Source organism: Psychrobacter sp. VH5, from assembly GCF_050572635.1.
In the GTDB taxonomy this organism is placed as follows: Bacteria; Pseudomonadota; Gammaproteobacteria; order Pseudomonadales; family Moraxellaceae; genus Psychrobacter; species Psychrobacter celer.
On sequence record NZ_CP192145.1, the window covers coordinates 1,565,715 to 1,585,248 of the forward strand.

Below are 19,534 nucleotides of genomic sequence, written 5' to 3' on the forward strand. Positions count from 1 at the left end.
TGATTAGTGAATCTAAATTATTATATTCAATTAATTAGATAATTTACATGATAACTTCAGTGGCAGCTATTATAGTAAACAATTCAACTCTTAGCAGCACTATAACCAACCAGTCATCGCTATATAGCTACCGCTTAAAGAAACAATCAATAATTATTGATTTTTTGTTCTCCTTTGGCGCGGCAGGCTGGTCGTAATATTTGAGAAAAGCTGTTTAACTTGCACTATTTTTAACCCAATATCACCTAATGGAATAACTCATAGTGACTGACTTAATCATAAAAAACGCTCGTTTAGCGACTCATAAAACCCTTGTCAATATTCTAATAACAGACCAGCATATCGCTCGTATTGAGGAGATAGCTGACGATAATGCTAACAGTCAAGACAGTCAGTCAAATCCAGCAGACGCGAGTTACGATGCAAGGTAACTTTGTCTGTGGCAGCTTTTATGACAGTCATATTCATCTGGATAAAGCCTGTATTTTAGATCGCTGTACTATAGAACAAGGAAACTTAGAAGAAGCGGTAGAAGAGACGGGAAAAGCGAAAGAGGCGTTCACGGAAGCAGGTGTGTACGCGCGTACCTCAAGAGTGATTGAGATGGCTATAAAAAAGGTACCGTCGGGCTGCGCACTTTCGTTGAGACCGATCAAAAAACAGACCTACGTAGCTTTGAGGCGATAAAACGCGCGCGTGATACCTATGCTTTTGCCATTGATATAGAGATGTGCGTCTTTGCGAAATCGGGTCTCACTAGGGCGTGTCCTTAATACAATCGACAGTCACCTAAATGGACTAAAATGGCTAAATACTATCAAGCGGCGTCAAGTCACTCACGAATATCTTGATATCCATAGATTTCCATAGCATAGACCTATAACACAGACCAAATGTTTTGGGCAAAAAAAGGGACAGTCACCTAACTGTCCCTTTTTTATATATTTTAATGTGCCAATCGCGACCGATTAGTTGGCAGGCACATCAAAATAATCAAGATCAAAGTTCATCATTGGGTCACTACCAGCTTTGACCATCTGTGCATGCGCATTGATACGTGGCAAGATACGGCCAACGAAATAATCAGCAAGCTTGGCTTTGTTGGTGTAGAACTCACCCTCTTTGCCATTGGCGGCCTCGACCATCAAGGCAAACATATACGAGTAGGCAAGGTAACCAAAGGCATGCATATAGTCAACCGCGCAGCCATTGATTTCGCTCTTACGCTCGCCGATATTGCTCAGCACTGTGGTGGTCAGCTCTTCGATGGTGTCAGCTGCATCTAGGGTGGCCTGCTTGATGCCATGATCGGCCTGCATGTTGTTGACAAAATCACGAATCTCACCTAAGAAATGGGTGACATATTTACCGTTATTTTTTGCCACTTTACGACCGAGTAGGTCAAGCGCTTGAATACCGTTGGTGCCTTCATATATCTGCGCGATACGAGTATCACGGACGATTTGCTCCATGCCCCATTCGCGGATATAGCCATGACCACCAAATACTTGCTGGCAATCAACCGTGGCTTCTAGTGCTTTGTCGGTTAAGAAGGCTTTGGCAACTGGCGTCAGTAGGGCAACGCGCGCCGCCGCGGCTTGAGCGGCCTCTGGGTCAGTACTAAACTTTTCTTCGTCAAGGTTTTTGGCGACATACATGGCAAAGCAGCGTGACGCTTCGGTGTTGGCTTTGGCATTTAGCAGCATGCGGCGCACATCAGCATGATGAATGATGGCATCGGCAGGTTTTTCTGGGCTTTGGATTTGGGTGTCACTGCGACCCTGACCACGGTCATTGGCGTATAATGCTGCGTTTTGATAAGCCAGCTCAGAGCCACCAAGGCCTTGTAGACCCATGGTCACACGCTCATAGTTCATCATGATAAACATAGAAGATAAGCCGGTGTTTTCTGCGCCCACCATCCAGCCTTTGGCGTTATCAAAGTTCATCACGCAAGTCGCTGAGGCTTTGATACCCATCTTGTGCTCGATAGAGCCAACCGCCAAGGTGTTGCGCTCGCCCAAGCTACCATCTTCATTGACCAAGAATTTTGGCACGACAAACAATGAAATGCCTTTTGAGCCTTCTGGCGCATTGGGGGTTTTTGCCAACACCAAATGAATGATATTGTCAGTGAGGTCATGCTCACCACCAGTGATAAAGATTTTGGTACCAGAGATATTGTAGCTACCATCATCGGTTGGCACGGCTTTGGTTTTGATGATACCGAGGTCAGTACCAGCATGTGGCTCAGTCAAGCACATGGTGCCCGACCATTCGCCGGCGTACATTTTTTCTAAGTAAGTTTGTTTTTGCTCTTCAGACGCCGCTGCGTTGAGGCAAAGCGTCGCGCCAACCGTTAGGTTAGGGTAGAGAGCAAAGGATTGGTTGGTGGTAAATACCATCTCTTCGGTCAGCATGGTGACCATCTTTGGAAAACCTTGACCGCCGTACTCAGCATTACCACTCAAGCCTACCCAGCCTGACTCGGCATACTGCTTATAAGCTTCTTTAAAACCAGTAGGCGTGGTGACAACGCCATCACCCTCAAAGGTTGCGCCTTCTTCATCACCGCTACGGTTGATAGGCAACAAAACGTTTTTTGACAGTTTTGCCATTTCTTCTAAAATCATATCGACGGTTTCCGTATCGACATGAGCTAGGTTTTTGTTATTTTGCCAAAACTCAGGCGCGTTAAATACATCGTTTAAGATAAAGCGCATGTCATTAAGAGGGGCATTATAAACAGCCATAAACATTCCTTTGGTTCAAATAAATAAAAGTTGGAGCGATGAAAATAAGAAGTGCCAAATGTATGGATTGCTTTTTGAGGTCATCTGCGCGACTCATAATCAAAGCAACGGCTAAGCAAAGTTTAACAAATAAGCCTATGAGCGGGTGTGTTTCTTCGTGAATTATGCGTACACCAAAATATAATTGACCAACAAAATCGGCAACACACTTTGGTATGTTGCCGATATAGTTATAGTGTGCTGTCGTCAAAATATTAGTGCAAAAACACAATTAAAACGCAAATTGATCCACATCCATGGTCATATACGGCTCAACACCTGTGCTGATACGCTGTACATGCGTGGTGGTACGCGGCAATAATTTTGCAAAGTAGAATTGCGCGGTTTTGACTTTGGCATCATAGAAGGCTTTTTCGCCAGTACCGTCTGCCAATGCCGTCTGCGCGACCAAGGCCATACGCGCCCATAAGTAAGCTAGGGTCACATAACCGCTAAAGTATAAGTAGTCAACAGCCGCACCGCCAACTGCATCTGGGTTTTCAGTTGCTTGCATACCGATGCGTGCAGTCAAGTCGCCCCATTCTTTGACGTGCTTGGCAAGTGGGCGGATGAACTGACCCATCTCGTCATTGTCTTTGTGCTCTTGGCAGAACGTCTGGATGATGTTGACAAAGTTGGCCAGCATTTTACCTTGTGAGCCCAAGACTTTACGGCCGAGTAGGTCGAGTGCTTGGATTTCTGTGGTGCCTTCGTAGAGGCAAGCGATACGCGTGTCACGGACGTTTTGCTCCATACCCCACTCACTGATAAAGCCGTGACCGCCATAGACCTGTACGCCATGGTTAGCCGCTTCTAGACCAGTTTCAGTCAAGAATGCTTTAGCAATCGGTGTCAATAGTGACAGCATTTGGTCAGCAAACTTCAGGTCATCGCCTTCGCCTTTTGCCACAGTATCCGCAAAGTGTGAGAGGTAATAAACCAGCGCACGACCGCCTTCAGCAAAGGCTTTTTCGGTCAATAGCATGTTGCGAACAGCTGGATGAACGATGATTGGGTCAGCGACTTTTTCTGGCGCTTTGGCACCTGATAGTGAGCGCATCGCTAGGCGGTCTTTGGCATAGGTTAATGAGCCTTGGAACGCATATTCTGCTGCGGTCAAGCCTTGAACTGCTGTACCGATACGAGCGACGTTCATAAAGGTAAACATGCACTGTAGACCGCGGTTTTCTGGGCCAATCAAGTAGCCTTTTGCACCATCAAAGTTCATCACGCAAGTCGCTGAGGCTTTGATACCCATTTTATGCTCAATAGAGCCACAGACGACGTTGTTGTTTTCGCCAAGGCTGTTGTCTTCATTGACCAACACTTTAGGTACGATAAACAGTGAGATGCCTTTGGTGCCAGCAGGCGCGCCTGGTAGACGGGCTAGAACGATATGAATGATGTTGTCGGTGAGGTCGTGCTCGCCTGCTGAGATGAAGATTTTTTGACCGGTGATGCTGTAAGTACCGTCATCATTTGGCTCAGCTTTGGTACGGATAATACCCAAGTCAGAGCCCGCGTGGGCTTCTGTCAAGCACATGGTGCCTGACCATTCGCCGGTGACCATTTTTTCTAGGTAAGTTTGTTTTTGCTCATCAGTACCATGGTGCTCGATGGTTTGAATTGCGCCATGCGATAGGCCAGGATACATAGAAAATGACCAGTTAGCCGTACCGACCATCTCATTGATGACCGTTGATAGTGAGAACGGCATGTTTTGACCACCAAATTCTTCTTCAGCTGATAGCGCTGGGAAGCCAAGCTCACAGTACTGCTTATAAGCTTCTTTAAAGCCTGTGGGTGTGGTCACAGTACCGTTGTCAAACTGGCAGCCTTCTGCATCGCCGCTTTGATTCAAAGGTGATAGCTCGTTTTCGGCAAAGCTTGCCGCCATCTCAAATAGGCTGTCCATCAACTCACGATCAGCCTCTTGAAATGCAGGCAACGTTTTGTAGTGGTTTTCGCTATCGAGTAGCTCATGCATCACGAATTGAATGTCACGTAAGGGCGCTTTGTATTGCATAACTTCCTGTCCTTTTTAACATGTCAGCAGGCACAGTCTATAGACTACGATAGTCAGTAGGCTCACTACAGTAAGTTGACAAGCACAAATAAATAATAGGCTGCCATACAGATAGACTACGTGCGCGATGACATAAAATGGTATTGAAAAGAATGGTGATTGTCAGAGTCGGTTTGAGACTTAATATATTCCAACAAATTCGCTATAAAAGATAGGCGTTCATCGGTGATTATACAAGTTTGGTGACAGGACTGATAAGTCATGAACCTGCCTTGCATCGGTTATGCAATCAGCGGTAGACGCAAAAGACACAGAGTAATAACCGTATGAAAATACTGATGTTACCGATACGATAAAATCAATCATAGCCGCCGGTATTGGCTTGTATTATTTGGTGGTTGACTGTTTGATGAGCATGTCGGTGGCGACCTCGGCGGGCACGGGTTTTCCAAACCAATAGCCTTGACCATACTGGCAGCCCATCGCCAGCAAACGATCGCGCTGCGCCTCAGTCTCGATTCCTTCGGCGACCACTTGCATATCTAATGCCGCAGCCAAATCTAAGATGGCTTTGACAATGGCATACTGGGTGTGATCCGACTCAATGTTTGAGATAAAGCTTTTATCGACTTTGATAAAATCAAACGGGTATTCTTGTAAATAACTCAAGGATGCATAGCCGGTGCCAAAGTCGTCTAAGGCAATACAAATACCCAGATCTTTTAGCAGAGCTAGTTGTTTTTTAACATTGTCATGGCGCTGTATCAAAGACGACTCGGTGACTTCGATATGTAGCTGATGGGCCGAGATACCGTACTCTACCAGCAGGCTACTGACCATCTCAAAAAAATCAGGGTGGCTAAATTCGGCAGCATCCGCGTTGATACAAATATGCTGATGAAACCCTTGCTGCTGCCAAATGGCCAATTGCGCCGCGATTTTTATCGCCATTTGAGAAAACAGCTCAAACGAGAGCTTATGAGTGAGGATGGCGTTGATAAAATGTGCAGGTTTGAGAAGGCCGCGGGTGGGGTGTTGCCAGCGTACCAACGCTTCAAAGCCGGTAATATGACCCGTCGCCAAGTCGAATTTTGGCTGATAATAGGGAATAAACTGGCCTGCGGTGGTGGCCTCTCTTAACTCAGCCTCTAACTGTAAACTGCCTGCGGTGGCTTCTTCGATCGCCGCATTGTACCAGCAGATATCGTCACCGCCTTGCTGCTTGACATAATGCAAGGCTTTTTCAGCTTTGGTCAAAAGCCCTGTCAGCTCGGTGTCGTTTTGCGGGAAATAGCTGACACCGACGGAGATATGACAATAGATATTGGCGTCGGTTTTGGTGTCCTTATCGATCGAAAAAGGCCGCTCACACATCTGCATGAGCTTATCTAACTGATGACGCACCATATTGGCATCATGGCATTCAAATAACAACGCAAAATCATCGCCGCCAAAGTGCGAAAAGCAGCGCAAACAGCCCAACTCTAGCGCCTTGAGACGAGCCACAAAGCTTTTGATTAAATGATTGATACCATCAGGACCCAATAGGCTTGCAAGACTACGATACCGATCGATATTGAGACGGACGATGATCACCTCTTGATAGCTGTCGAGCAGCAAATCACTGGTCTGGCTCAAAAAAACCTTACGGTTGGGCAGGCCGGTCAGCTGATCGTAATTAAGCAGATGGGTCAGCTGCTTTCGGTCTTTGGCTGCAGAAGACATATCACGAATCAGACCGATATAATACGTCTTGGCCTCTATGGCCACCTTGCGATACGTGATATGGCACTGTAGTATCTCACCATAACGGTTGGCCATCGAAAAATCACTTTCATAAAAGCCGCTACTATCAAGTTGGCTGGTGATTTGCGCCAAAACGTTTCTTTCTTCCTCTGACAAAAAATCAGCAGCATAGACTCCAAGCGGCCGACCCAGCAAAAAAGACTCGCTATAGCCGATGATAAGCTCATAACTGGCATTGACCGACAAATAGCGTAGGTTTTCATCTAAAATGAAAATAGCATCATCGCATTGCTCACACAGTTTGGTCAGCAGTAGCTGCTTGTCGGCAATGGGGATGGGAGCAAAAACAGTCATCATCGAACTCATCATGGCAAAGGTGAATCATTAGTCGGTTTGTCATCATAACAATGAGCGAGCCGAGTGCTTGTGTTATAAAGTCAACGCGTGCAAAGTCGCTAAAGCAACCACAGGCGCTGTTTCGGTGCGCAGTACCCTTGCGCCAATTTGCCAAGGTGCAAAGCCTGCATCCGCCGCCCACTTGCACTCCTCATCGCTAAAACCGCCTTCAGGGCCAATGAGCAACTCAATATAAGGCGCCGCTTGTTTTAGTAGTGGCAATAACGCCTCTGGCATCGCAGGTTGTCCTACTGCTGGCACGCTAAGCTGCAAGCGTAAATCGGCTGGCTGCTGCAGTGCTTGGTAGTAATGGTCTTGGCTTAGCTCGGCGACCAAAGGACTGACGGTGAGGTGTGGCGCGCTACGCGACGGCTGTGTCAGCCAATCAGTGATAGACATCGGTGTAAGGATGAGCGGCGGACGGTTGAGGCCACATTGCTCACAGGCCGCTATTGCCACTTGCTGCCAGTGCGCCAGCTTTTTCTCTACTTGCGCAGGTTTTAGATTGACCTCGCCATGGTGGCTAGTGAGCAATTGAATCGCCGTCACCCCAAGCTCGGTGGACTTTTGAATGGCATAATCCATACGATCGCCGCGGCTCATCACCAGACCAATCTGGCTGAGAATAGGCGCCGTACGCTCATCTGTGCTGTGAGCCAACACCGCCACCGTGGCGTGTTTTTTACTGATGCTTTGGAGCTGTACGTGATACTCACCGCCAAAACCATCAAACAACACCCCTTCATCGCCGATATTTGCGCGTAGTACACGGCACCAGTGATGGACGATGCTATCTGGCAGCTCAACGTGGCTCCCTAGAGGTAGGTCACCCAGCTTAGGTAAAGGCATAGCATCAGTATTGTCGTTATTAATGGCATAAAAAAAACGTCGCACTTGGTCTTATTCCTATTATTTGATTGTGAGCAGTTATTATTAACTCAATAGAATATCACTTGATGCCACGAAAGGCATTCTTTTTATGATAATTACTGCTAGATAACAGCGCTCAACGGATAAACGACATTATCATATAGGAAGAAAAATTTAAAAAATACATTAAGATGAAATGTTTTTTTTGATACATGAATGTCCAGTAGATAAAATTTTCCAATAAAAAAACTGGCACTCCGAAGAGCGCCAGTTAGTTATAAATTCATTATATACTTGCTTAATTATCAAGATTATCAAGTATTAAACAGTAAGTCCTAATGCTTCAACCAAGCGTTTATTTGGTTCAACTTTGTTCATGCTATAAAAATGCATGGCTGGCACGCCTTCGCTCATTAAGCGCTCACATAAGCGATACACCACATCAAAACCAAACTCGCGAATAGATTTGCTGTCATCGCCAAAATCCGCCAAGCGTTTACGCACATAACGCGGAATATCAGCGCCGCAGCTATCAGCAAAGCGTATCAGGTTACTAGAGTTGGTGATCGGCATGATACCAGCGATTAATGGCTGTGCGACCGTGTCGATACCGCGTTTTTCTAACGTATCACGCAAGTATAAGTAGCTATCAGCATTATAAAAAAACTGAGTAATCGCCGCGTTGGCACCTGCTTGATACTTGTTGACTAAGTTGTCGACATCAAACTCAAAGCTACGCGCTTGCGGATGCATCTCAGGGTAGGCGGCGACCTCGATACGAAAGTGCTCGCCTGAATGCTCACGAATGAACTTCACCAAATCTAATGCAAATGGCAGCTCACCCATACCGACCTGACCTGAGGGCAAATCGCCGCGCAGCGCCACCAGACGCTTGATGCCCAATGCTTTATAGTGATCGAGCAGGCCTGCGATTTCGACCTTATCATCACCGATACACGACATGTGCGGCGCAATATCAGTATCGCCGCGCGCACATAAGGTCTGTACGATGTCTAGCGTACGGCTACGTGTCGAGCCACCTGCACCGTAGGTTACCGAAAAGTAGCTTGGTGCCAGTTTGTTTAGCTCGTCATAGGTGTTTAGTAGCTTTTGACCCCCTTGCTCAGTTTTGGCAGGGAAAAACTCAAAAGAAAAAGCAGGCTTGCTCACAGTCGCGCTCCTTAGTATTTATAAGCGTCAGGCTTAAACGGGCCTTCGACAGGAACGCCTAGATATTCGGCTTGCTTTTCGGTCAGCTTCGTCAAGGTACCGTTAAAGCCTGCAACCATCGCTGCTGCGACTTCTTCGTCGAGTTTTTTCGGTAGTACTTTGACGTACAAGTTGTCCGCGCGTGCATCCATTGGCAAATCAGCGAATTTTTCTTCAAACAAGTACATTTGCGCCAAGACTTGGTTGGCAAACGAGCCGTCCATCACGCGTGACGGGTGACCGGTTGCGTTACCTAGGTTCACTAAGCGACCTTCGGCAAGCAAAATCAGATAGTCGTTTTCATCATCTGAGCGGAACACTTGATGTACTTGTGGTTTGATCTCAACCCAGCGCCAGTTGTCACGCATAAATTGCGTGTCGATTTCGGTGTCGAAGTGACCGATATTACAGACGACCGCACCAGGCTTTAATGCTGCGAGCATGTGTCTGTCACAGACATGATAGTTACCTGTCGTTGTGACGATCAAATCAGTGTCGGCTAGCAACCGTTTGTTGATGTTGTCTGCGCCGCCGGTGTTGTCGCCATCGATGTACGGAGACAATACTTCATAGCCGTCCATACAGGCCTGCATTGCACAGATAGGATCGACTTCTGAGACACGTACGATCATGCCTTCTTGGCGTAGGCTTTGGGTTGAGCCTTTGCCCACATCACCATAACCAATGACTAGCGCGCGGCGACCTGCAAGGAACATATCGGTTGCGCGTTTGATGGCGTCATTTAAGCTATGACGGCAGCCGTATTTGTTGTCATTTTTTGATTTGGTCACCGCGTCGTTGACGTTGATAGCCGGTACTTTTAGCGTGCCTTTGCCTAGCATTTCGATCAAACGATGCACACCTGTGGTGGTTTCTTCTGAGATACCATGGATGCTATCGAGCATCTGTGGGTATTCATTGTGAATCAACGCAGTAAGGTCGCCGCCATCATCTAAGATCAAGTTGGCATCCCAAAGCTCGCCTGATGCTTCGCCGCCGACATGTACTTGCTGACGGAGGCACCACTCGTACTCTTCTTCAGTTTCGCCTTTCCAAGCAAACACAGGAATGCCAGCCGCCGCGATTGCTGCCGCTGCGTGGTCTTGGGTCGAAAAAATATTACATGAGGTCCAGCGTACTTCTGCACCTAGCGCAACGAGTGTTTCGATAAGCACTGCGGTCTGGATGGTCATATGAATACAGCCGGCGATTTTGGCGCCTTTGAGTGGCTGCTCGTCTTGATAGCGACGACGTAGACCCATCAATGCAGGCATTTCAGCTTCGGCAAGGGTGATTTCGCGGCGGCCATAGTCAGCCAGACTGATGTCAGCGACTTTGTAGTCAGTAAAGGAAGGGTCGATGGTATGGGCAGATGGGGTGGTAGACACTGCGTCCATAATATGCTCCTATCAGTGGTCAATGATTGATAAAAAGAATAAAAACGCAGGTGCCGTTATTTGCGCTGTTAATAAGCAAAAAATGCTGCAAACAGTTAACCGAGCCTAACATAATGCTTGATGTGCCTAGCGATAAAGCCTAGATGCAGTGATCGATGATTATGGCGCAACACCTCTCGGGAGGGTTATTGTAATAGATGAGTCTGTGATTGTCACCTATTGGCTGCGGAAAATCGTAAGTGTTGTCGTCATAAAAAAAGGCCACCGCTGGGTGACCTTGATTTGTTTTGATAACGACAGGCTTTTGTATTGCTAGACAAGCTTAGAGCCAGTTATAGGTTAAAGAGGTAAAGAAGTTAGTGCCGTCTTGGTTATAGCGAGTACCAAAACCTTCGTTGGTGGTGTAGTCTTCGTTAGTCAAATTCTCAACACGGCTGCTCAACGTAAGATTTGGGTTGATGTAATAGTTCCCGCTAACATTAAACAGCGTGTAGTCATCTATAAAGGTGCTGTTGTCAGGAGAGTTGTAGATTTTGCCAACATATTGTGCTTCAGCGCGAACGTCAAAGTCTAAGGCTTGGTAGCCTACATAAATAAGCCCAGTATGCTCAGGACGATAAACCAACTGCTTGCCTTTATTCACGCCTGAACGTTCTTCTGCATCAGTATAAGTATATTGACCACCAAATAAAACATTACTGAGTTGCCAGTCCGAGGTGAAGCTATAGCCTGATAATCTTGCGGCATCAATATTAGTTGCTTGATATTTGAAAGTTGCTGGATCATAAGCATTGTTAATCAGGTTATCGACACGACTGTTGAATCCTGTTAGACGAGTGGTTTGGAACTCACTATTGGATTCGATAAACACTTCTAAGTTGTTGCTTTTTTCGACTTCTAAATTTTCATTTGGGACATAATAACTACTTTCGATGTATAAGTCATTAAGTGACGGTGCTCTATAACCAGTGGCAAAGCTGGTACCAAGACGTAAACTAGGTGCCAATCTTACAGCGTAACCTAAACTATAGGTCGTTTCGTTGTCAAACTGTGAGTTATCATCATAACGAACGTTGGCTTGCAGATCATAAGTGTCTTTGTTGAGCTGATAACCAATAAAGCCACTTTTTATAGTACGGTCGTTTATTTTGTAAGTGTCGTTACCGTTATCAGGTGTATTATCAGTAATATCTACTTTCTGCTTTAACCATTCTGCCCCCGCTTGTAGTTGTCCTGACGGTAAGAGATAAGTACTGAGTAAGTTTGCTTGTTTTTGTTTGGTTTCAAACGCATCACCAACCTTATTATCAAGCTTATCCAAACTCTGACCTGCCGATAATCTAACTGTCAGCTTATCATTTTCATATTGTGAAAACGCTGATACTGCACCATTTTCTTGATCGATTTCTGCGTTAGGCTTATTGGTATAGTCGTCAAATTCAGAGGTCGACTTGGCAAATAGACCAGTGGCACCGATACTGACACTTTCAGTTAAAGGCACGCTAGCATTGATAGCAAAGTTGTTACTTTCAAAGCCATCTTCGTCCTTGTTATTACCTGTTTGGTATTTAATAGCACTGATACCATCGGTTTGGTTACGATTGGCAGAGAGACTGAGTTTAGCACCTGCTTTATTGGCAAACTGAGCTGCTGCACCATAGACATAATGGTCGTTTGAACCAACACCAGCGGTCACAGAAAAGTTAGTTTGCGCAACATCATTACCTTTAGTAAATATTTGAATGACACCGCCCATGGCGTCAGCACCATAAATACTAGAACCAGAGGCTCCGTAGAGTATTTCAATACGATCAATCTGGTCGGTCGGTAATAAAGCTAAAGCAGGCTGACCGGTTGACATTGAGCCATAGCGAATGCCATCAATTAATATCAATACACGCTTGCTATCATAACCACGTAGATAAAAGTTACTGCTACTACCCATACCACCATCTTGCTTTATACTAAATCCCGGCTGGCGCTTGAGAACCTCTAAAGCCGTTTGTCCTTGATAACGCTTAAGCACTTCGCTATCGATCACACGGGTTTGGGCGATGACGTTACTGGTTTTGGTCGGCGTACGCGTCGCTGTCACGACAATTTTATCAAGCTCAACCTGTGGCATCTCACCGTTATCAATGCTAGTTGTCTCAGGGGTCACTGCCATCGCGGTGTTGGCGGCAAGCAAACCAAGCGCGCTTAAAATACTTAGGCGAAGATAGGTACGTGAAGATAAACGTGATAAAAACATGGTCGATTCCAAAGTAATCAAATTAAAAAATATAGAAATAAGAAATAACTATTAAGACGTAAAAGGTGTCAAAAGTTATAAAAAACAGTATTTAAGCAAAACTGCGCTCATTATCTACAAAAATTACCCCTTTATAAACTACTTTAACCTAATCTTTCCTCAAGGTAGGTTGAATGACGCTCATGGTCAGAGCGGTAAAGCAAAGCGCCTAAATAAATTTGACGACAGCCATCTACAAAAACATGCAATCAAAAGCACTGCTGTTATAAATAATTGTTATGATAGTAAGGGTTTTATCTGCCCTTTTTGTGCCACTCATCAAGCTAAGAGGTTTGTTTTGTCTATTAAGCACCGTCTGACTTTTCGTCAGGCTCCAGATGTATTGTTTACCAACCCAAAAACGCCGTTTATCACTATGATGCTTTTGCTTATCATGGCGATGAGCGTACTGCTGCCCACAGCGTCCTTTGCTGCAGAAACGACAACGCTCGGCGTAAATGGCACGACTGGCAGTGAAGAGTCGGCGAGCACGCCTATACCAGATTCGTTTGGGCGCGACACGCCGCGCCATACGGTACAAGGGTTTATTAAGGCGCTGGGCGAAAACGACTACCTGCTGGCGAGCAATTACCTTAATTTGTCTAAGTCAGAAAATCCCACCACGGTCGTGCGTCAGTTTAAGCAAGCATTAGATGCTGGCGGCCGTTTTCAGCCTGACCTACAAATCAGTAATACACCTGAGGGTAATCTCACGGATCAATTACCACCGAATCAAGAAAACGTCGGGGTCATCAATGTCGGAGAAACAAGCGTCCCGTTGGTGCTTGAGAGAGTGCTGTCTAAGCAAGGCGAACAGTATTGGCAGTTCTCTAGTGAGACGCTCAGCTCGGTACCCGAAGTAATAGAAAACACCGAGCCGACGTTGGTGTCTCGCTATACAGTTGACTCATTGGAAGGCAAAAAGCTGTTTGGCTATCAGATGGCAGACTTAGTGGCGGTGCTGACGATGATCGTCAGCAGTTTTGTCTTTACTTATATTTTAGTCTGGCTACTGTATCATCTTCTGCGAATCGCCTATCCGCGAGTACGCGGCGTCCCGCTACCTTTGCCAAACAAAGTGATACTGCCACTCTCTGTGGTCATTATGGCGCTGATACTGTCTGAGGTGATGGTCTATGCTGGCGTCTCGGTGACGCTGCGAGAGCCGGTCAATCGTTTTGCTGATATCGCCTCGTGGTTGGCATTGACTTGGTTGTTACTGCGCGTCATTGATGCGATATTTACCCGCGCAGTCAATTTAAGCTATAAGAAAAACTATACCGAGCGTGTCTCTATCTTGGGGCTGCTACGAAAAGTCGTCAAAGCGTTGCTGCTCATCTTTGCGGTGATTGTCATCTTTGGCAATTTAGGGTTTGACTTGACCACAGGGATTGCCGCACTAGGGGTTGGTGGTCTGGCATTGGCGCTTGGTGCGCAAAAGACCATCGAAAACCTCGTCGGTAGTGTGGTGGTGGTCGCAGATTCTCCCGTACGCATAGGGGACTATTGTAAATTTGGCACGTATGAAGGCACGGTCATCGATATCGGTATTCGCTCATCACGCGTGCGTACCTTGACGCGTACCATCGTCACTGTGCCAAACGGTGATTTTTCTTCGATGCAAATCGAAAACTTTACCTCGCGTGATATGTTTCGGTTTTTTCATCAGCTGTATATTAAGCGTACCGCTGATATCGATGTGGTCTTTAAGATGGTCAAAGACTTAGATGAGTTTTTAAATGAGCATTATTTGACCAACCAAGAATGGAATCAGGTCAATATCTTAGAGCTGCGCCAAGATTGCTATGTGATTCAGCTGCAAGCCTATATCAACGCCAATAACGTGATGGAGTTTTATGATAAGCAAAACGTCGTGTTCGTTGATATATTAACTCAGGTCAAAAAATACGACGTCGAGCATGCACTGCCTACGCAGCAGCTGATAGTCAATCAAACCGATGTTGCGTCGTCTAAAGCAAACAGCGAGCAAAAATCTGATTCTGATAATGATGAGTCTGCAAGTAACGCGTCAAAAGATGACGACATGGCCAATAGGACAGATGGTAGCGCCCAGCCTGCTCGCGACGACATGGATAAAAAACAAGATAAACATCATGATGATGCCCACAACATAGATCTGGATAAAGACCATAGAGCCAGCAAAGATAAAAAGACTGCCGCGTCACCTGACGCCACGGCGACCAAAAAACAACATGGCATCAAGGCGCTCAGAGAAAAAGGCCATGCGCTAAAAAAGAGGAAGTTTAAGCACACCAAACGCAAGTTTGGCTTGTCAATATGGAACCAGCCCTAAAAAGACAGCCATATAAGGCGTGGTATTGCTATAGTCGCTATAGAAACTATAATTGTTATAAAAAATATTGTCTGCAATGATGATGGTAAATCATGGGTTCTTAGATAGGCACAGTGGTCGTATTACGCAGCTGCCCGTAATACGATCAAAGCAATAGGCTGGCTGTGCTACGGTAAGGTGACCAATGCTGCGTTAGAGAGTGGAGTCGTTTTGGGGTAGGACGCTCAGGCAAGTCCAGCAGTGTCATGGCGGCAACTTTGATCGCCAAGTCATCAACAGCAAGGATGTCAGCGCGCTGTAAAGAAAACAATAAGTACATCTCAGCCGTCCAGCGCCCGATACCTGTGACGGTGGTTAGGATGTTTATCACTGCCTCATCTGGTAGGGTTTTTAGGCTAGCAAAGTCTATATCATGCGCAACCAAAGAGCGAATATAGCGAATTTTTTGTTTAGATAAGCCTTGGGCTCTGAGCGCGTCATCGCTTGCGTGCTGAATCATGCTAGGAGTAGTCAAGCCAGTCTCAAGCAAGCGCTGCCAAATACTGGCTGCCGCAGCGACAGACAGCTGCTGGCCGACCATCGCTCGCATCAATTGCATAAAGCCGCCAGTATTGTGCCGCAGACTCGGTAAGCCCACTTGCTCGTAGACCGGCGCAAATCTCGGCTCGATTGCTATCAACGCATCGATATTTGCTGCTAGCTGCTCAGGGGTGTCAAGGGTCCGTATGCTCATCGTTATTTACTCTTATCGAAGTTACAAGGCGCACTATCTTCTAAAAAGCACATTATTCTATATTCTAAAAGCACATCATCTATAAAAAAAGACTGCTTGTTGGGCAGTCTTTTTTTTGCTTTGCTTTAAGGTTTATTCACCCGCGCCTTTTGGTTTTTTTAGCAGTACTAGTACCGCACCATTGCCGCCATCTTTTGGCGGCGCTGAACAAAACGCCAGTACTTCAGGCAGTTGACGGAGCCAGCCATTCACACAGGTTTTTAGGATGGCCTCAGAGCCTTTGCCATGGACGATTTTGACCACAGTTTCGTTATTTCGCTTAGCTTGCACCAGTAATTGAGTCATGGCTTCGCGCGCCTCTTCGATGGTGCAGCCGTGGATATCTACTGCGTCATACCAACGAAGCCTACCTTGCTTAAGCTGAGTGAAGACTTTGTTTTGTAGTGTTGGCTGTTTGTACGATAAGTATGCTTCGCTTGCCACAGGATTGAGCAAGGCTTGCATGTCTGATAAGCCGGCGCTTAGATCGCTGCTTTCACTGCCTTGCGCGGCGGCACGTTTTGATAGAGTCGTGGCATCAGGTTTGCCAGCTTTGGTGTTGGTGACAGGGGAGCGCACGTTTTTGTCTTCGAGCTGAGTGACGCCATGCATCGCTTGCATAAACAGCACTTTGTCGTCGTCGATATGCTCACTGTCTAGTTGTTTGACCGTTTTTTTGACTTGTTTTTGCGTCGGCAGCGATACAGGCTCAGTCGGTTTTTGGTTTTCGCCCTCAGGTGAGTTGGTATCACGGCCTTTACTCAGCTGGCCTTTTAGCTCTTTGAGCTGATCTTGCATTTCTTTAGAAAATAGAGAATTTGACATAACAGTTAAGGTATCGTTGGTTGATGAAAAGGTAGTTGGTAATGTGTACTGTGGCATTTTTTAGTTACTTTACGCGTCTGCTGCGACGCCTGCAAGTAAGGATTGTAACGCTTGTCCAGGATGCTCGGTTTTCATAAACTGCTCACCGATCAAAAAGTGCTGAATGTCGTTGTTTAGCATCAGGCGAATATCAGCACTGCTATGAATCCCACTTTCAGTCACGATAAGTGGCTGTTGTCCATGGCTGTCGGCGTCAGCGGCCAATGATTTGATTAAGGTGTTTTTTAACTCAAGCGTGGTTTGTAGATCGACATCGAATGTATTTAAATCGCGATTATTGATGCCATAGATGTTGTGGACACTACGAGGCAGCTGGAGGGCGCGCTCAAGCTCGGTTTTAGTATGGACTTCAATCAACACATCCATACCCAGATCGATACTCAGCGCATGCAGCTGCCGTGCTTGCGCATCATCAAGACACGCCATAATCAGTAAGATACAGTCTGCACCCAGCAAGTAGGATTGATAAATCTGATACACATCGACCATAAAGTCTTTCCGCAGTAGCGGCAGAGTGGCGGCATTGGCCGCTGCCTCAAGGTAACTATCTTCTCCCTGAAAGTACTCGCGATCGGTGAGGACAGACAGACAACTGGCACCCGCCTGCTCATATTGCTGAGCGAACAATGCGGGGGCAAAGTTATGATTGATGATGCCTTTAGAAGGCGAGGCTTTTTTAATCTCGGCGATGATACCGATGCCGCTCTCGCTGGTGCTGGCCGCTCGTAGTGCCTGAGCAAAGCCGCGCCGCGGCTGCTGATTGGCCAGCACCTTGGCTTTTAAGTCATCTAGAGATAGCGCCTCACGAGCCGCTTTTACCTCAAGGTGTTTGGTCGCAACGATGCGCTGTAATACTGAAGGTATGTCTGTATGGGTCATGCTGGTGTCCGAATATGTCTAAAAGTAAAAGGGCAAAAGTCAGTGGGCGATGGCTGTATGAAAAACTTAAGTGTTTTGCGCCAGCTGCTGAGTATATTGTGCCAAAGACTCAAGCTTGGTCAAGGCATCACCGTTTTGAATGACCTTTTGAGCGCGGCTAACACCATTTGGATAGTTGCTAGCCAGTCCTGCCGTATAAATGGCCGCGCCTGCATTGAGCGCAATCATATCACGAGCCTTGAGCACCGCGCGATCATGAGTGTCTGTACCCGACAGGGCGGCGCGTATCAGCTCCAGACTCTCTTTAGGGGAGTCAACATCCAGGCCGATGAGGGTTTGCGATTCGACCCCCGCGTCTTCTGGTCTCATCTCAAAGACTGTGACCGTACCGTCTTTTAGCTCAGCGACTGTCGTAGAAGTGGCCAAGCTGATTTCATCTAGGCCGTCTTTGGCACCGACCACCATGACGTGACGCGCCCCTAGATTTTTCATCACCTTAGCGATAGGCTCACACAGCGCTGCGGTAAAGACGCCAATGACCAGATTGGGCACGCCAGCTGGGTTGGTCAATGGCCCCAGAATATTAAATATCGTCCGCGCTTTTAGCTCACGGCGTACGGGGTTGGCATAGCGCATGGCGCTGTGGTGATTGGGCGCAAATAAAAAGCCAATGCCTTGATTTTCTATGCATTGCTTGGCCTGCTCTGGGCTGAGTGTCAAGCTAATCCCTGCTTGTTCAAGCAAATCGGAGCTGCCAGATTTGGTCGAGACGCCGCGGTTACCATGTTTGGCCACTTGTGCCCCTGCCGCTGCTGCGACCAAGGCTGAAGCGGTAGAGACGTTAAACAAATTGGCACCATCACCGCCTGTACCGACGATATCGACCAGATAGTGGCAGTCTGCCGGTGTAATGTTGGCTGCTAGGTCACGCATGGCGCTGGCTGATGCGGTAATCTCGTCGATGGACTCGCCTTTCATGCGCAGACCCGTCAAAATCGCACCCATCATGGCATCACTACATCGACCCTGCATGATAATCAGCATGACTTGATACATCTCATCAAAGGTTAGGTCAATGTGCTGAAAAATTCTCGCCAATGCGGTGGTCAGGAGTTTGTGCGTCTGCTCATCAGACAGCTGAGCGATATGATCTGGGGTGGTGGTATCCTCTGTTTTTATTGTGCTCATTGTTCTCTCGCTTAGTATTTTTATAAATAAGGGTTAAAAGGCGTGGGCGTTATAGATTATTTATCATCAGCATTGTCAGTAAATTGGCAAATAAATTGCCGCCAAACAGTCTTAAACCGAACGGACTTTAACCGACTTGCGGTAAGGCATCTGTAGGCAGTACTGCCAAACCATGAGTGTGCAAAAAATTATTGAGCAGCTGATAACCTGCTTGGCTTAGGATGGACTCTGGATGAAACTGCACGCCTTCAATGGCGTAGGCAGTATGACGAACGCCCATGATCTCCTCGATGCTACCATTACTATGTTGTGTCCAAGCAGTCATCTCTAGGCACTCAGGCAAGCTGGCTTGGTCAATCACCAGTGAGTGATAGCGGGTGACTTGCACGGGTGCTGGCAGGCCAAAAAATACGCCTTGGTCGTTATGATATACCGCAGATAGGCGGCCATGCATGACCGCGCCTGCCTTGATGATCTGCGCCCCAAAAGCCTGTCCAATGGCTTGATGGCCAAGACAGATGCCCAAGATAGGTATGACGCCCTTAAAGGCATCGATAACTTGCAAAGAAATACCCGCTTGGTCAGGGGTACACGGGCCAGGGCCAATTACGATCGCATCTGGTGCGAGGGCTTGGATCTGCTGGAGACTGATCTCATCGTTACGCCAGACGGTGATATCCTGCTGTAGTTCACCGAAGTACTGTACAATATTGTACGTAAAGCTGTCGTAATTATCGATCATCAAAATCATGTGGGTATCAACTTAGTTG

Annotated in this window: 14 protein-coding genes; 2 read left to right on the forward strand and 12 right to left on the reverse strand. The window is 46.8% G+C overall.

Annotation, left to right across the window (positions count from 1 at the left end; all coding sequences use genetic code 11):
- Nucleotides 1-420: 420 nt before the first annotated feature.
- Nucleotides 421-687 (forward strand): hypothetical protein, encoded by a 267-nt coding sequence (locus ACNFVB_RS06680; RefSeq protein ID WP_430736954.1) that lies wholly within the window; start codon nt 421-423, stop codon nt 685-687.
- 281 nt (nt 688-968) lie between these two features.
- Here ACNFVB_RS06680 and ACNFVB_RS06685 read toward each other — a convergent pair whose 3' ends face one another.
- The 7 genes from ACNFVB_RS06685 to ACNFVB_RS06715 form a co-directional block, all read right to left on the reverse strand.
- Nucleotides 969-2,753: an acyl-CoA dehydrogenase C-terminal domain-containing protein gene (locus ACNFVB_RS06685; protein ID WP_430736955.1), complete on the reverse strand. Its 1,785-nt coding sequence runs from the start codon at nt 2,751-2,753 to the stop codon at nt 969-971.
- Nucleotides 2,754-3,024: 271 nt separating this feature from the next.
- On the reverse strand, nt 3,025-4,818 hold the full coding sequence (locus ACNFVB_RS06690; protein WP_274632131.1) for an acyl-CoA dehydrogenase C-terminal domain-containing protein: 1,794 nt from the start codon (nt 4,816-4,818) through the stop codon (nt 3,025-3,027).
- Nucleotides 4,819-5,205: 387 nt separating this feature from the next.
- Entirely contained in the window at nt 5,206-6,933 is a 1,728-nt protein-coding gene (locus ACNFVB_RS06695) for a putative bifunctional diguanylate cyclase/phosphodiesterase (RefSeq protein ID WP_430736956.1), read from the reverse strand.
- Between the two features lie 60 nt (nt 6,934-6,993).
- Nucleotides 6,994-7,854, reverse strand: a complete 861-nt coding sequence (locus tag ACNFVB_RS06700; protein WP_430736957.1) for a 16S rRNA (uracil(1498)-N(3))-methyltransferase — start codon at nt 7,852-7,854, stop codon at nt 6,994-6,996.
- 297 nt (nt 7,855-8,151) lie between these two features.
- A complete protein-coding gene (locus ACNFVB_RS06705) occupies nt 8,152-9,000 on the reverse strand; it encodes a methylenetetrahydrofolate reductase (protein ID WP_289057049.1) in 849 nt (282 codons plus the stop codon).
- An 11-nt stretch (nt 9,001-9,011) separates the two neighbouring features.
- Complete coding sequence (ahcY, locus tag ACNFVB_RS06710; RefSeq protein WP_430736958.1) at nt 9,012-10,436, reverse strand: adenosylhomocysteinase; 1,425 nt, start codon at nt 10,434-10,436, stop codon at nt 9,012-9,014.
- A gap of 322 nt (nt 10,437-10,758) precedes the next feature.
- Nucleotides 10,759-12,687 (reverse strand): TonB-dependent receptor plug domain-containing protein, encoded by a 1,929-nt coding sequence (locus tag ACNFVB_RS06715; protein ID WP_430736959.1) that lies wholly within the window; start codon nt 12,685-12,687, stop codon nt 10,759-10,761.
- A gap of 415 nt (nt 12,688-13,102) precedes the next feature.
- Here ACNFVB_RS06715 and ACNFVB_RS06720 point away from each other — a divergent pair, with 415 nt between their 5' ends.
- On the forward strand, nt 13,103-15,040 hold the full coding sequence (locus ACNFVB_RS06720) for a mechanosensitive ion channel domain-containing protein (protein ID WP_430738481.1): 1,938 nt from the start codon (nt 13,103-13,105) through the stop codon (nt 15,038-15,040).
- Nucleotides 15,041-15,185: 145 nt separating this feature from the next.
- Here the strand turns inward: ACNFVB_RS06720 and ACNFVB_RS06725 are convergent, their stop codons facing one another.
- The 5 genes from ACNFVB_RS06725 to ACNFVB_RS06745 form a co-directional block, all read right to left on the reverse strand.
- Nucleotides 15,186-15,773 (reverse strand): DNA-3-methyladenine glycosylase family protein, encoded by a 588-nt coding sequence (locus ACNFVB_RS06725; RefSeq protein WP_430736960.1) that lies wholly within the window; start codon nt 15,771-15,773, stop codon nt 15,186-15,188.
- Nucleotides 15,774-15,905: 132 nt separating this feature from the next.
- The gene (locus ACNFVB_RS06730; RefSeq protein WP_430736961.1) at nt 15,906-16,637 is read right to left on the reverse strand and encodes a Smr/MutS family protein; all 732 of its coding nucleotides are present in this window, start codon (nt 16,635-16,637) and stop codon (nt 15,906-15,908) included.
- 69 nt (nt 16,638-16,706) lie between these two features.
- Nucleotides 16,707-17,576: an indole-3-glycerol phosphate synthase TrpC gene (gene trpC / locus ACNFVB_RS06735; protein WP_430736962.1), complete on the reverse strand. Its 870-nt coding sequence runs from the start codon at nt 17,574-17,576 to the stop codon at nt 16,707-16,709.
- Between the two features lie 66 nt (nt 17,577-17,642).
- Nucleotides 17,643-18,764: an anthranilate phosphoribosyltransferase gene (trpD, locus tag ACNFVB_RS06740; RefSeq protein WP_201586208.1), complete on the reverse strand. Its 1,122-nt coding sequence runs from the start codon at nt 18,762-18,764 to the stop codon at nt 17,643-17,645.
- Between the two features lie 127 nt (nt 18,765-18,891).
- Nucleotides 18,892-19,515 carry an anthranilate synthase component II gene (locus ACNFVB_RS06745; RefSeq protein ID WP_105245670.1) on the reverse strand — a complete coding sequence of 208 codons (624 nt, stop codon included), beginning with the start codon at nt 19,513-19,515 and terminating at the stop codon, nt 18,892-18,894.
- Between the last annotated feature and the right edge of the window lie 19 nt (nt 19,516-19,534).